This window comes from Vibrio xiamenensis (assembly GCF_900100015.1).
GTDB classification, from domain to species: Bacteria; Pseudomonadota; Gammaproteobacteria; order Enterobacterales; family Vibrionaceae; genus Vibrio; species Vibrio xiamenensis.
Map to the genome: position 1 here is coordinate 134,587 of NZ_FNDD01000008.1, position 14,806 is coordinate 149,392.

13 protein-coding genes are annotated in these 14,806 nt (G+C 47.1%); 7 read left to right on the plus strand and 6 right to left on the minus strand.

Annotation, left to right across the window (positions count from 1 at the left end; all coding sequences use genetic code 11):
• Positions 1 to 54: 54 nt before the first annotated feature.
• From BLS03_RS08795 to BLS03_RS08805, 3 genes are all read left to right on the plus strand, one after another.
• Positions 55 to 1,212, plus strand: coding sequence for an HD-GYP domain-containing protein (locus BLS03_RS08795; RefSeq protein ID WP_093272389.1), 1,158 nt, complete (start codon positions 55 to 57; stop codon positions 1,210 to 1,212).
• A 226-nt stretch (positions 1,213 to 1,438) separates the two neighbouring features.
• Positions 1,439 to 1,915 (plus strand): Dps family protein, encoded by a 477-nt coding sequence (locus tag BLS03_RS08800; RefSeq protein WP_093272392.1) that lies wholly within the window; start codon positions 1,439 to 1,441, stop codon positions 1,913 to 1,915.
• 144 nt (positions 1,916 to 2,059) lie between these two features.
• On the plus strand, positions 2,060 to 2,290 hold the full coding sequence (locus BLS03_RS08805; RefSeq protein WP_093272395.1) for a hypothetical protein: 231 nt from the start codon (positions 2,060 to 2,062) through the stop codon (positions 2,288 to 2,290).
• A gap of 43 nt (positions 2,291 to 2,333) precedes the next feature.
• On the opposite strand, the gene BLS03_RS26015 is transcribed toward BLS03_RS08805, so the two are convergent.
• Positions 2,334 to 2,468 (minus strand): hypothetical protein, encoded by a 135-nt coding sequence (locus BLS03_RS26015; protein ID WP_281241228.1) that lies wholly within the window; start codon positions 2,466 to 2,468, stop codon positions 2,334 to 2,336.
• 166 nt (positions 2,469 to 2,634) lie between these two features.
• Between BLS03_RS26015 and BLS03_RS08810 the strand changes: the two genes are divergently transcribed.
• The 3 genes from BLS03_RS08810 (at position 2,635) to BLS03_RS08820 (ending at position 6,824) form a co-directional block, all read left to right on the plus strand.
• Positions 2,635 to 4,053 (plus strand): basic amino acid/polyamine antiporter, encoded by a 1,419-nt coding sequence (locus BLS03_RS08810; protein WP_093272398.1) that lies wholly within the window; start codon positions 2,635 to 2,637, stop codon positions 4,051 to 4,053.
• 444 nt (positions 4,054 to 4,497) lie between these two features.
• Positions 4,498 to 5,499, plus strand: coding sequence for an ABC transporter substrate-binding protein (locus BLS03_RS08815; protein WP_093272401.1), 1,002 nt, complete (start codon positions 4,498 to 4,500; stop codon positions 5,497 to 5,499).
• Positions 5,496 to 6,824: a GGDEF domain-containing protein gene (locus BLS03_RS08820; RefSeq protein ID WP_093272404.1), complete on the plus strand. Its 1,329-nt coding sequence runs from the start codon at positions 5,496 to 5,498 to the stop codon at positions 6,822 to 6,824. Before BLS03_RS08815 ends, BLS03_RS08820 begins: the two co-directional genes overlap by 4 nt.
• Positions 6,825 to 6,845: 21 nt before the next feature.
• Here the strand turns inward: BLS03_RS08820 and BLS03_RS08825 are convergent, their stop codons facing one another.
• The 4 genes from BLS03_RS08825 to BLS03_RS08840 form a co-directional block, all read right to left on the minus strand.
• Positions 6,846 to 7,532: a DNA-3-methyladenine glycosylase I gene (locus tag BLS03_RS08825; RefSeq protein ID WP_093272406.1), complete on the minus strand. Its 687-nt coding sequence runs from the start codon at positions 7,530 to 7,532 to the stop codon at positions 6,846 to 6,848.
• A gap of 115 nt (positions 7,533 to 7,647) precedes the next feature.
• Positions 7,648 to 10,446 (minus strand): Hsp70 family protein, encoded by a 2,799-nt coding sequence (locus BLS03_RS08830; RefSeq protein ID WP_093272408.1) that lies wholly within the window; start codon positions 10,444 to 10,446, stop codon positions 7,648 to 7,650.
• A gap of 54 nt (positions 10,447 to 10,500) precedes the next feature.
• Positions 10,501 to 12,429: an Hsp70 family protein gene (locus BLS03_RS08835; protein ID WP_093272411.1), complete on the minus strand. Its 1,929-nt coding sequence runs from the start codon at positions 12,427 to 12,429 to the stop codon at positions 10,501 to 10,503.
• Positions 12,429 to 13,061 (minus strand): DUF2760 domain-containing protein, encoded by a 633-nt coding sequence (locus BLS03_RS08840; protein ID WP_093272412.1) that lies wholly within the window; start codon positions 13,059 to 13,061, stop codon positions 12,429 to 12,431. Before BLS03_RS08840 ends, BLS03_RS08835 begins: the two co-directional genes overlap by 1 nt.
• Positions 13,062 to 13,362: 301 nt before the next feature.
• On the opposite strand from BLS03_RS08840, the gene BLS03_RS08845 reads away from it, so the two are divergent.
• Entirely contained in the window at positions 13,363 to 13,893 is a 531-nt protein-coding gene (locus tag BLS03_RS08845; RefSeq protein WP_093272416.1) for a 3'-5' exonuclease, read from the plus strand.
• A 113-nt stretch (positions 13,894 to 14,006) separates the two neighbouring features.
• On the opposite strand, the gene BLS03_RS08850 is transcribed toward BLS03_RS08845, so the two are convergent.
• On the minus strand, positions 14,007 to 14,471 hold the full coding sequence (locus tag BLS03_RS08850) for a tellurite resistance TerB family protein (protein ID WP_093272419.1): 465 nt from the start codon (positions 14,469 to 14,471) through the stop codon (positions 14,007 to 14,009).
• Between the last annotated feature and the right edge of the window lie 335 nt (positions 14,472 to 14,806).

Genomic DNA, 14,806 nt, shown 5'->3' on the forward strand with positions numbered 1-14,806 from the left:
AAAGTTTCTACACTTAGTGAGGAACAGCAGGCCTTGTTGTCTGGAGGCAACGCCATGAGTATTCAATCTTTGCACGGCGACATATCATACTATCAGGTTACTGAGTCGCTTAACGAACAGTTACAAAGCATTAAAGGCAGAATGCAGGCGCATCTCCCTGAGTTAGATCGCGTTTCGTTTGCTCTGTTCGACGAGCAGAAAAATATGCTCAAAACATACGCAGATAGTGCGTTCTGGAATTTACGTCAGGCACACAATGAAGCGTCGATGAAAGAATTGCCAGCCTTGACCCGCAGCGCACTACAGCGGCAAAACCGTATTATTGATGACCTTACCAAGCTGCCTTCAACCACGTATATCGATATGCTGCTTGAACACGGTTACCGTTCCTCCGCCGCCATTCCTTGCTACGACAACGAAGAGTTTCGAGGTTTTATTTTCCTCAACTCTCGCAGTGTTAATGTGTTTTCTGAATACGTAATCGAAACCCTTGATCCGTATCTGAATATGATCAAATTTTGTGTCATGTCGGAAAATCAAATTGTCCATCGCATCATCGATGCGGCGAGAGACATTATTGAAAAAACCAACTTATGCATGAAAGATTCAGCAGCACATAAAGAACGTATTGGTTATTACACGCGCTTGATTGCTTCGCATATCGCTGGCGAACACGATTTTGATGATGAGACGGTTGAGCATTTGTCGCTATTTGCTCAGTTTCATGACTTGGGGAAAGTGCGTCTGCCCGAACATCTGGTGTGTAAACACGATGTGTTGGAAGGCGATGAACTTAAACAGGTACATGGTTACGTTCAACACGGCATGGACATTGTCGACGAAATTTTAGAAAACCTGGGTTACCCGCAGCATCCAAGCATTGTCTTACTCACTGATATCATGGCGTATCATCAAGAGTATCTTGATGGTAGCGGCTATCCTAATGGCCTGTCTGGTGCGCAAATTCCAATCAGCGCACGTATTGTTGCTGTGGCGAATGTGTTTGATGCCCTGACGGCTCATCGGCCTTATCGACAAGCTTGGTCGATTCCCCATGCCATGCTTGAAATGGAGAAAATGGTTAACTTAGGCAAGCTTGATCGGCAATGTGTTAATGCGTTAAGAGAATACCAAAGCGAAATTAGCGCGGAGCGGGAGCAATATCCAGAGTGCGATCCTAAAGATGATGAGTATCAACTCAATATGTTGTAGTCAGCGCAGCAGCGTCGAGCTTAAACCTCAATCTGACCTTAGAGTTTGAGCTTCTGTACTTGGTTCTTTAGTTAAGATTTTTCACAAGTTCAATGAGAATTGATAGTTTATATCTATTAACGCGATTCATATAAACAATTTCTATTTTATAAACCCAACCCCTAGACTGAACTCCGTAACAAGATGAAACGTTTAATTAAATAGACGAAACGTCAGGAGAGAAATTATGTCTACAGCAAAAAGCTTTATTGGTCTTAACCAACAACAATCTCAACACCTTGCAACAGAACTCAACAAGTTGCTGGCCCACTATCAAGTGTTTTATATGAACACTCGCGGTTATCACTGGAATGTGAAAGGTCCACAATTCTTTGAATTACATACTAAATTTGAAGAAATCTATACCGACTTACAAACTAAAATTGACGAAATTGCAGAACGTATTTTAACCCTTGGTTTCATGCCTGATCACAGCTTCACGACTTATTTGGCTGCTAGCGCAATCAAAGAGCACACCAGTGTGACTGATGGACAAGCGTGCGTTCAAGGTCTTGTTGATGGATTCAGTGTGTTACTCGAGAAACAGCGCGCAATTCTGGCGCACGCTGGAGAAGCGGGCGATGAAGGGACCAATGCGTTAATGGGCGACTATATTCGTGAGCAAGAAAAATTGATGTGGATGCTCAACGCTTACTTACAATAATTCATTTATCGACGATAACTCATTAAATAGAAGGGGCCTAAACACACAGTGAGGTAAATTTGCTGGTTAAATAAACAGTATTTTGTTGCAGTACTGAAAAGTTAAATTATACTGTATATAAACACATGTTAATGGAGGTGATCTATGTTGTCCGACACAATAGAAAGAGTGAACCGCCTGCGCGAACAAGCGATGTCTGATCCGCAGTTCCAGCGTTCAGCCAAAGAACATGAACAAGCGTTGATCAGCCAGCAAAAATTGAACACCGAAGCCAAAGCTGCGCCATCGCGAAGGCAGAAGTCCAAAGCTAAAACCTTGGCGGATATCTATCAGCAAGCAGAGTTTGGTCACAATCCTACTGGTGTTTCGCACTGAGTGAACAGTGCTTTTCACTGAGTCTCTATCGTAAAGTCGCTCCTTAGAGAGCGGCTTTTTTATTGTCTGCAACTTGATTACGAAACGCCGCGATAATCACAACAGAGTAAGATTGTTTGGCCGAGATAGAGTGACGATGGCTTGAAATTATGTGTCCATTACCATCAATTTGGCTCATTAATAATTGACTTACCTTTGGTCATACGCCATCAACCATGGTTTTTGATCAATGTCATCAGATTCTCAAATACCGCGGCGACTCACTGCTATAACGCATATTAGCGCTGATGTGAGCGCTGGTTCTCTTTACAATAGCGGGCTTGAATTTTGATGAGTGACGAAACATGAATAAACAACTCGGCTTAGGCTCTCTGACAGCCATTGTTATCGGGTCAATGATTGGCGCAGGTGTTTTTAGTTTGCCGCAGAATATGGCGGCGGTGGCAAGTCCTGCGGCAGTGATGATTGGCTGGCTTATCACCGGGGTAGGGATGGTTTTTCTAGCGTTGTCATTTCAGGCGCTTGCGGCTCACCGACCTAAAGTCACCAGTGGGGTGTTTGGCTATGCAAAAGATGGCTTTGGCGATTTTGTCGGGTACTGCTCCGCCTGGGGATATTGGCTTAGTGCCATGTTGGCAAACGTCTCCTACTTGGTCATCGTATTTAGCACCTTAGGTATGCTGTTTGACACCCCTGACAACGTGATGTTTGGTGAAGGCAATACTTGGTTATCCGTTGCGGGTTCGTCGATTCTGCTTTGGTTGGTGCATGCATTGGTACTAAGAGGCGTCAAAACCGCGGCGATGATCAATCTCATCACCACGTTTGCTAAGCTGGTTCCTCTGTGTTTGTTTATCATTTGTGCTCTGTTTGCCTTTCAATGGCAGACGTTTACTTTTGACTTCAGCGGTCTGCACTTTGGCGTCGAGCATGGCTTATGGGCACAGGTGAAAAGCACCATGATCGTCACTGTGTGGGTGTTTATCGGTATTGAAGGTGCGGTGGTGGTTTCAAGCCGAGCCAAGCATCGCCGTGATATTGGCCGCGCGACAATTCTGGGCTTGCTGACTGCATTATGTATCTATGTGTTGGTGACCTTGCTCGCGATGGGCGTTGTTAGACCTGTTGAGCTTGCTGAATATCACAATCCTTCGATGGCCCAGGTGCTGGCTGAAATCCTGGGTCCATGGGGACGCTACATTATCAGTGGTGGTCTGCTGATTTCGGTGTGCGGCGCATTTTTAAGCTGGACTGTACTTGCAGCAGAAGTGCCTTACTCATGCGCTCAAGAAGGTATGTTTCCGAGCTCTTACGCCAACAGTAATGAAGCGGGAAGTCCAGTTAAGTCGTTGCTTTTGACTAACGTGTGGATTCAAATTTCACTTATCTGCGTGGTATTTGCTGGCAGTACTTATGATTCGCTACTGATTATTGCATCTGAAATGATATTGGTGCCGTATTTTTTAATCGGTGCCTATGTGCTAAAAATTGCCTTGCAAGAGCAGCAAGGTGGTTGGTTCAGATTTACGGGGTTCGCTGCCACGTTATATGGCGCGTGGTTACTCTACGCTTCAGGGCTTAACTATCTATTGCTTTCTACCATTTTGTATTTGCCAGGGTTGTATTTTTTCTTTAAAGCCAAACGCGAGAAAAATTTGCCAGTTTTAGTTGGTAAAGAACGCATGGGTGCGCTTATGTTGGGCCTACTTGCGCTTGTTAGTTTGATTCTGGTTGTGAGTGGAAAATTGGTGGTTGATTTATAAATTGTACCAGTGGCCGATAACTACCTACTTGAGCGATTAACTTACTGTATTGATGAGAATGTTAATACTCTCGGTGAATCAAAATTTTGAGTAAATTGTCATTATAAAGGCACTGTTTCAAAAGAAATCGTGCCTTTCCTAGCGAGTTAACGTTGTAGTGAAATAATAAAATGAATCGTACAAACTAGAGTATTTGCACAATGCCGTATCAATTTGTAAATTTACGGTATTTTACATATAAATCATGTTATTAAGCTTTTAGTACATACTCTTTAGTAGCACGCCTTTTATGGCGTATTTTATGTAATTTTGTGAATTTTAACGCCTTTTCCTCTGCTTTATCTTGTAAGCAATAAAAATCAAACTTTTTTTCGCCAATCCATTTACATGCAACTAAACTCTTAGAAGCCCTAATCTAAGGTGTTAGATAAGTGAGTCGTGTTGATGGTCGATAAGAGAAAGCTGACACTTTTGTTCATTGCTGCTTTATGCGTCTTTGCGTTGGCTGTGCTTTTCAAAAGCATCAGAACGACACCGGCGATTATTGGTCATCCGGTTACGATTGCTGTTTCTCAAACACCGCTTTCCGCGCCATTTTTGGTGGCATGGGAAAAGCGCATGTTCTCGCTTCGTGGCGTTGATGTCACACTAAACAATTGCATGGGTGGTGTGGCGTGCGCTCAAATGCTATTTGATGGCAAAGCCGATTTCGCGACCGCTTCTGAATCGGTAGTGATGTTTGAAAGTTTTCATCATCCCGATATTCGGCTTATTGCCAGCTTTGTTGAGTCAGATAATGACCTAAAGTTGTTGGCGCTATCTACACAAAATATTGATGGTCTTAAGGATTTAAAAGGCAAGCGGGTGGGTGTGGTTGAGGCCAGCGCAAGTGAGTTCTATCTGGATTCCTTACTGATCGCAAACAACATGGCACACCTTGATTACATTAAGGTGTACATGCCACCTCAACAGCTGGTTGAAGCGCTGTTTTCTTACCAAGTGGACGCAATTTCCGTGTGGGAGCCTTTCGGTTACAAAACGACGATCTCTTCCGCGGCAGACATTCATAACCTTGGGCTACAAGGCATTTATCAACTCACGTTTAACCTGATATCACGAGCTCATATTGCCAATCAACGTGAGCAAGAATCTGAGCAAATTCTGCTGGCGTTAAATGACGCGATCGCTTGGATAAAACAAAACCCCGATGACGCACAGGCACTCGTTGCCCAATATCTCAATGTTCCGTCCAGTCAATTGAAGTGGTCGTGGAATGATTACTTATTTCGCTTATCTTTGGGTAATGCATTGCTATCCAATTTGCAGTTACAGGCGCGCTGGGCAAGCGAGAAAGGGCTCGTGGCAGGGCAAATGCCCGATTACAGAGTGATTTTTTCTCCGACGCCGCTGGAGCAAGCACTTAACACGCGGGTGCAGATTCGATGATGAATTCGATCAGCAATAAGCTCGTCATTTTATTCACTGCGAGTATGGTGATGGTGGCGTCGATCGTCATCTCGGTGTGGAATACCGCTCGTGAGCAGGAGCGAGTTCATCAAGAGCTAACCAGTTTGATGGAAATTGAGCTAGGTATTGATTTAATACGTAGCCAGTTATGGGTGTTTCTACAATACGAAGATTTCGATTCACTTGAGCAGGTGGATAGGGCGCAGCGCAATCTTACCGAAACACTCCATCTCTTCACTGGGGAAGCGAAACAGCTCAACAATATCTTCCGCATGAATCAGAGCTTAGCCAGTCTTTTACAACATGAAAAATCGGTGCTGGAGTCGACTAAAAACATTACCAACAGGGCGCCAGTATCGCTCAAAACCCAAACGTTGCTCCATTCACGCTACAACATGCTTGTACAAAATATGACCGAGGAAATTTTTTATATCCACCAAAGTTTACTCGGCAAAAGTGCCGCGCTTCAGCAAACAAATTTGCTTTCAACCGCCGCTTTAACCCTTTTTATCGCCTTGACGATTACCGTCATTGCATGGCGAATCATGAGCCGCTTTAAATCGGGATCGCTTGCTCTGCGAAACGGCATTGAAAAGCTTGCTGCGGGTGATATGACTTGCCAGATAAAAACGTCGCACATGGATAAAGAATTTCGCAGTTTAGCCAAGTTCTTTAACCAAATGACTCAATCTTTGCGTGACTCTGTAGTAACTCGCGAAGAACTCGAACAACAAGTGAAGATTAAAACCGCTCAACTAGAGCAGCAGAAACAAAAGCTGCAGTTTATGTCGGAACATGATCCGCTGACAGGTTTGATGAATCGATTCGCGTTTGAAAAAGCGCTCAATAACGCGGTGATTAAAGCCAATCGCTCGGGCGTAAAGTTGGCGCTGCTGTTTATTGACCTCGATAAATTCAAACAGGTTAACGATAGCCAAGGCCATGATGCGGGGGATTTTGTTCTGGGTGAAATAGCAAAGCGGCTTAACCTTTGTATACGCAATTCAGATATCGTCGCGCGACTTGGCGGGGATGAATTTGTGGTGTGTCTGGATTTACTGGAAAGCTTTGAGGCGGTACCGGCGAAAGTAGAGGACATCATTGCCAAGCTTGTAGAGCCTATCTGGTTTAAAGAACAATCACTTGAAATCGGCGTCAGTATTGGTGTGAGTTATTATCCGCTTCATGCCGAATCACCCGCGGCGTTGATTAACTCGGCAGACCAAGCGATGTATCGCGCCAAAGAACACCTTGGTAGCAGTTATTTTGAAAATACTCCTCACCAAGATGTTCAGTCTTCTTAGACTCAATGCTTTTTGCGCATGCTAAACACGATTATCGCCGGTACTAAAGGCGATGATTTGGCTGATTTCACTCATACTGCGCCCAGATTGTTGTTGCCAGTCGATGAAGGCTTTATTCGCCGCACTTAACGCACGTTTGGTATTTTTGCCACCCTCAATCACTTTAATATTACGTAAATAAGCTTCCACATCGCCCGACAGCAAGAAGGTATCCACTCCCATTTGGCGAAGTGTATAAGGGCCGGTGTTTCCGCCTAAACGACTGCCGTATTTTTTCAAATAATCCCATAGTCCTGTTATATCTTCTTGTGGCCAATTCGCCACCATGCTAGAAAACGAACCGTATTGTTGGCGACAGTTATAAATCATCTGTGCGTTGGCGGGAATGGACATGACTTTAGTCAGATGGCGAATAATTTTTGGATCTTGGGCTTTTTGCTCCCACTGCTCTTCAGACAACATCAGTAAGGGTTCGATGCGAAACTGGAAGAACAGCTCTTCGAAGTTTGGCCACTTGTTGCGCACCACACTCCAAGAAATTCCGCTTTGAAATACTTTCATGCTCAGTGCCGATAGCCAACGGTCTTCGGGGATGGATTCAATCTCTTGCTTACTTAGCGGTGCGTTAATCAGCGATTCTAATTGCGTTTCACCGCCTTTGCGCTCAGCGGCACGTTGATAAATTGCTGCGAATTTCTCTATCGTCATGGTCTCGCCTTAATTTACGATTTTTCTTCAAGATAACGGTTTGCTTCAAGATAACAGTAAGTGATTGATACACCAAACGCCTGATATGAAAAAGCCCACTAAGTGGGCTTGGTCATCAAATCAAGGTTAATCCATTTGGTAATGCGTCACCAAACACACGTTTGGATTCACTGTCAGACAGTGCGGTCACTTCTTGAACCAGTGCTAACCAAGAATCCGGCACGCGGCTTTGTTTGAGTTTATCAAGCACGAGTGCTCGCATATCATCGGAAATATCAAATTGTCGGTCGCCAGTTTTTCGGCACATCATCACTGCTGCAAATCCGATCATCGGTTCTTTTTGCCAATCTTGGTCAAGCAATTTGGGTAGCCATTGCTCCACTTGTTCACGTGCAATCACATTATGTTGACTGCCGTAAAAAGGTGTCCGTGAAGCCAGACGGCCAACTGCCCACCAATGCGCTTGAACAAACTGAGGATGATTGAGCGCTTTACTGATAAACCAGCTGCCAAGTAGCACTTTGTCTTCGACATCAAGATGTTCCAGTGACGCCGCCAAACGCACCATGGCTTCATAACCCATGTCGTGAGCGGCTTTAGCCGTTTGCGGATTCTTCATCGCGCCCGGATGCAGATATTTGGCGATGTCAGCCAGAATGGTTTCCTGCTGTTCTTGATTGAGTCCGCCACTGACGCGGCGCCAAAATACCCACCAATCACTCCAAGATTGATGACTGCGAAATTGCAGGCCTTGTTGATACAGCGCCCAAACTTGCTCCATACGCCACGCATCGGTGGGGGCGCCAAATCCCGGACGCATCGCAAATCCAGCCAATCGCAGCCAGTTTTTTTCGTGTTGCTCTGAGCGGCGGCGGCGCTTACGACCAAGAGCAAACGCATCAAAAAGATGGCGTAGGGTGGTGAAGTCCCAGTCATTGCGTTTACCAAGGCGTTTTTCAAGATCTTTGCTCAGAGTTTTGATTTCTTTACTTTCAGCACTTTTCTTGTTGCCGCTGTAAAGGCGAGCAACCAACTCTTTGGCGTCAAGCAATTGTGGTGAGAGCATCTCTTGTTGCAGCTCGCCATCGTCTTGGCGGCGTACCTCAAATTCCAAGGCCCAGCGGCGTTGGTCATCATCTGTGCTGACGCACTCCATTTTTAAGGTGCCGACTTCGGTCAACTGACACGCTAACTGCACTTCGACACGCTCTTTTTGGTTGGCTTGCAGGGTTTGTCCTGAGCTTTCAAGTGTCGAGATATAGGGGGGCAGAGGCGTAAATAAGTCAGGGTCGACGTTCACCACCACACCGTTTTGAATCGCGGTGTTTTGCGCCAGAGTATCGTGGGTAGAGGTTAGTAGATTGAATCTGACTGGTTCGCCTAGGGTGAGCGAAAAACGTCGCCCACTGAGGCGAATTTCTTGACCTTCTTCGGTGCCTTTGGCAAGCAAGCACAGAGCGCGGCCAAGTTTATTTTTTTCCTGCAGATGCAAGAAGTAAGAGCGTGCCGAACCGCCGCCAATTTTTAGCTGTGCGCCGCGGCGCGCTTTATTAAATGCGACGGCGCCAAGGGCGACCGACCAATCGGGATGGGGATTATCCATGACGGTAATCGCATCGCCGCGCCATTTTTCGAGCAAAGTGGTGATACGCTTAGTGACAAGGTCACTATTAAATACCCCGCCGTTAAGCAGCAAGCCAATTGGAATCGCTGGTTGGTCATTTTCCATCCCTAGTGCCGCTTTGGCGACCGCTTGGTGCTGGGTCAAAAATTCGGCAACGTGTTTACTGACCGCAGGGTCGGCAACATAAGGTAAGCCAAATTCAACCACCGCACTACGCCGTTTATCCGGTAGTACGTCAAAATCTGACAGAGGGAAGAAACCTTCAAGGGCGATGTTGTGCACTTCTTGCTTGGTCAGTGAAATGCTTTTGGTGCCGCCGAGCAGGCGCGAGCCGCTACCAAGCATCGTAATTCTGACATCTTCCGGTGCGTGTTCTGAAAGTAAACTCTCTTTGGCTTTGCGAGTTTGCTGAATCAGTTTGCTCAAATTAGCGGCATTGAGCTTTTTACTCTGGTTAAACCGCTGCTCAGCCAGATGAGCCAGAGCCAAATCGAGGTTATCACCACCAAGCATTAAGTGCTCGCCAACGCCAATTCGATTTAGGCTGAGCTGGTCTTGGTCAAATTTGGCTTCGATTAAACTTAGGTCAGTGGTGCCGCCGCCGACATCACACACCAGCATCAGAGGCAACTGTTTGAGCTGCTCGGCTGCACTGTCTTGGTGGCGAGCATACCAGTCGTAACAAACCGCTTGTGGCTCTTCAAGCAGCACGATATTTTTCAGCCCAGCGAGCTCTGCCGCTTCTAGGGTCAATTTACGCGCGGTTTCATCAAACGAGGCGGGAACGGTGACCACCACATCTTGCTGCTCGAGCGGATTACTTGGATGACGATAATTCCACGCTTGGCGAATATGGTTTAAGTAACTGGCACTGGCGATGACGGGCGAGACCTTATCGACGTCTTGCGCGCCTGCCCATGGCAGAATATCAGAGCGGCGATCCGCGTTAGGGTGCGACAACCAGCTCTTAGCACTCGCCACTTGGCGACCTTCAACTTTGGCGCCGAGTTCACGTGCCCATTCGCCGATAATCACATGGGAGATATCCCCATCGACTGGTCTGTGTTCCCACGGCAAGGTGAGATCGGAGGCAGAGATTTGACTGAGCGCTGGATGATAGCGAAATGAAGGTAATAGTGGGCGACGCACCACTTCACCCGGACCAATCAATTGGTCGATATCAAATAGTGAAACGGGGGCGTTTTGCAGATCGTCGTTGATTTCACAAAAGGCAACCACGGTATTGGTGGTGCCTAAATCAATGCCGACCAGAAAGCGAGGCGATGTCATAGAACAAAACCTTAAATTAAATGAAAAACGGCACCCTATGGATGCCGTTGAATGTTAAAGCGAGTCGTGGTGTGCGTGATCACCGCTTTGGGCATCTTCACGAACGTCTTCACGAACGTCAAATTCGACATGCCACTGCTGACCGTTATCGCAAGCGATCGCTTCTAGATAGAGTGTACCGAGCTCGGTGACGCGAGAAGCGAGTTTCACCGGAACCACATCGCCCACTTGGCGACCTTCTGACACGCTGAGCGTAACGCTAATTTCTGGCAGTTCATCAAGCTCTTCTGGCGACCAATAATCAAGATGGGTGCCGACGCTGTCGTCACGGCGCACCGTTGAACCAAAGAACTGAAAGTGTACCGGCTGACCAATCACCAAGCCAAACTCTTGGCTAGGGACTTCAACGCTAGAGCCTTCTTCCATGCCAAATGGTGCTACACACAGCGCTTCCATCGGCGTCGCCATACCCGGAATTGCCGGCATCGCGCTTTCAATGCCGACATAGTAAGCCGAGGCTAGGCCGCCGCGAATACGCACGCCGTTGCCGCGACGCACCGAGCCATAATAACTGGCGCCACTGGCCACTGCGAGGTCAAGATCCACGCCAGTCAACGGCTTAGCATTTTCATGGTCGGCTTCAATTAACCATGAGTTAATAGTATCGAGTAAGCGATTCGCCAATAGTTCAGATTTCAGTACGCCGCCGTTAAACAGCAGTGCAGTCGGCTTAATGAAATCTTGGCTTTCCGGCTGCGAAGGCATACCTGGCATATTGGAAAATGGATCAAAGCTTGCTGGCGCATCGTTATTGGCGTTCGCTTGTTTTGACAAGAAGGCCGCGATATGGCGAGTAATGCCAGCGTCTTGCGCGTACGGTAGACCCATTTGGGTTAACGCGCCGCGTGAGCGCTGAACTGGATGCTCGCTAACCGCAACTTTCGGGAAGAATCCGTCGACCAAGGTTTGTTGTACTTCTTGTTGCGTTAGCTCGGTTTTAAGCGTTGCGCCGAGCAATTTTGAACCGCGGCTTGGCACCACAATTGGCACTGACTCAAGGTTTGCATCTTTGAGCAGCGCTTCTTTGGCATCGCGACAAGCGTGTGTCATGGCTTGAACTTGCCAAGGCTGCAGCTCCTTACCTTGCTCTGCGAGTTTCACTTTCAGGCGATAGGCGAGCGCCAAATCCATATTGTCACCACCAAGCAAAATGTGCTCGCCAACGGCGATACGTTCAAGTGCTAGGTTACCTTCATGCTCGGTGACCTCAACCAGAGATAAGTCAGTGGTACCGCCACCGATATCGACGACGAGAACGATATCACCGACGCTGACTTGGTCGCGCCAAGTATCGTTACTGTTGTCAATCCAGTTGTAGAGCGCGGCTTGTGGTTCTTCAAGCAGAGTGAGGTGCTCAAAACCTGCGCTGCGCGCCGCTTCTGCGGTTAAATCGCGTGCGGCAGGATCAAACGAAGCTGGCACGGTAATGGTGACATCTTGGTTTTCAATTTTGTGCTCAGGGTGCGAATGGTTCCAAGCGTTTTTGAGGTGCTCTAGATAGGCTTGAGTGGCCGCAAGCGGTGACACTTTAGTCACTTCTTCAGGGCTACCCGCAGGCAAAAACGCGTCACGACGATTGACGCCACTGTGGCAAAGCCAAGATTTAGCACTCGCAACTAGGCGAATCGGCGTTTTCGCACCAAGGTTACGTGCAATCGCACCAACCAATGCTGTCGGCTCAGTCGTCCAAGGCAGCACGCGCGACGACGGATTCATTTCGTGCTCGTGGGGCTGATACAAAAACGAACCGAGCTGCTTTAGGCGCTCGACACTGCCTGGAGCGGTAAGCTGTGCAATCGGCATCACTTCTACGCGCGCGTTTTCATCTTGTGTATCAACATAAGAGAGCACGCAGTGAGTGGTGCCTAAGTCGATACCGATACTGTATTTTGGCGCCTTTTCGGCGCTGTGTTGCGCTTCCATTACAGTTCTACCTCAGCTGGTGCAATCACAGAGGCATCGTAGTTCTCAGCCAATTTTGGCAAGTTCATTGCCGCTGCTTTCCAGCCTTTGTGAATCAGTGTGCCGTTAAATGGCGCGTTGCCTGTGACATGGCCAATTAGGCGAATGTATTGTGGATTGAAGCCTTCTTCAACCACCACGCGAGTCTCTTCGTCTTCCGGGCGAATGTGCTCAAGGGTGACGTAATCCGCCAGCACTTTTTTACCGCCAGAGTGAATCACGCGCGCGGCAGCGCCGACTTCTTCATCTGAGAACGCGGTTAAGTCTTCTTGCAAAAAGTCGATCAAACGTGCTTCTTGCTGCATGATAGACAGCAGTTGCATCGCTGAATCCGTTGACGCGGTTGCGAGCTTAGATTCCACTTCAACGACTTTTTCCACCACTTTTTCGACTTCGACGACTTTCTCCACTTCGACAATCTTCTCAACCGGCTTTTCTACCTCAACGATTTTCTCGACCGGCTTCTCAACCACTTTCTCGATCACTTTGGATTTTTTACTGATCGCGATAATGAGAAATAGGATGCTGGTTGCCGCAAGTCCGGCATGGAGCATATCGAAAGTTTGAGGAATCATTTGTAGATCAAAATTCATGATGTGTTCTCAGTTGATGTTCTCAGTTGAATCGGTGGTTCAATCAATAAGCACGATATACGGCGAGTTTCGCATCACCTTTGTTGCTTATCGCCACGTGTTCGATTAAATAAGGACGAATGTTAGCATATTCAAGTTTGTTGGCTTCAAGAAAAGCGTTGTAATAATGAGTCTAATCGCTTGTTTGATTTGTTTTTAATCAATAACCCCGACTTTCGAGCCAATTGCAGCCTGAATCTCGTGTTTTTGAACCGGCTCAGGTAGAATATCGCGCTTTGAGCAGTTGAGTGAAAGGCAACCGATGAATCACAACCGTATTGTTTGTTTCGATTTGGAAATGTGCTGTTGGAATGAAAACGGCGTCGGTACGACGGGCGAAATTATTGAAGTGGGTTTGGCAGAGATTGACCTAGTCAAAGGTGAAATCGTCAAACGTGCCCAATATTACGTTCGCCCTCAGCACGATGAAGTGTCGTTGTTTTGCGTTGAACTGACCGGCATTACGCCGCGCAAAATTCAAAAGCAGGGACGCCCGCTTGCCAGTGTGATTCAGTCGATGATCAAAAACTTTGGTGGCAGCAAAAAGATTTATGCCGCTTGGGGGCGCGATGACCGCATTCTGGCGAAAGAGTGCGAGCAAAAGGGCATTGCTATGCCGTTTAATGAATTCATTAACTTGGCGACCTTGTATCGCATTCAGCACCGACTGAAAGACAAACGCATTGGTCATCGCGAGGCTCAAGAAGCGTTAGGCATCGATTGGGAAGGGCGTCAGCATTCCGGTTATGTCGATGCCTACAATCTTGCCAAACTGGCGCTTAAACTGCTTTAAGTCCGTATCATCTTAGGCAAACGGTCCTGTGCTTTAGCAAACGCTCTTTTGCCTTAGCATATGAGAGTGCAAATGCACTCTCGACTAAGGCGCCCGTTTTATTCGCCTTTCTATTACTCGTGTTTCGTGTCATTACTTTCCATCACCGCCAATTTAGCGCGAATGAACTGGCTGTGGTCGACATACAAAAGCTCTGCCGCTTTGCGAATCACCGCATCTTCCAGCGGATCGATCTCGTTATCTACATTGGCAACTCGCCACATGGCTTCGATAAGCTCGTAGCGCCGCTCTTGGTCAAGTGTGCGCAGCTGTGACGTAAAGTCATACAAAGATGCGGATTGCGCTACTTTGTCTGCGGCTTTTTTTAGCAGCTGCTTAGCTTGCTCGGCGTCGATATCGAGCAGTCCTTGGAGTAGATGAAGCTGAGCTTGCTTCTCACCTTCTTCTACATTTTGGTCGGCGCGAGACACCTCATACAGCAAACTGGCAATGGCGAGCTTTGGGTCGGCCTGCACCGACTTATTCAGATCGTTGCCTTCTAAAAATTGCTTAAATACCGATGTGATTGAACCAAACATAGCGCTCCCTTATTTCGATACTGGGGGTTAAACGTGAGCGTTGATAACTGCAACCTTGTGTTACTTTCGATGTTATGTGTCGCTCTTTAGCTTAGACATTGTGACGACCAAGAGGTTTCACAACCCTTGTACGTAATTGATTCGCCAGTAAAGCAATCACAAGAGGAATAAAATTTGTACCTAGAATGCGCCAAGTGGGGAGGGTATCAACCCCGGCGTTAATGGCTGTGAGATTGAAATAAAAAACCGCATCCAAGGATGCGGCTGGGAATTTTCAACTTAGAGCCATTGTCTACTTAAAGACTTTCTCTACTTAAAACTTTCTCTATTTAAAG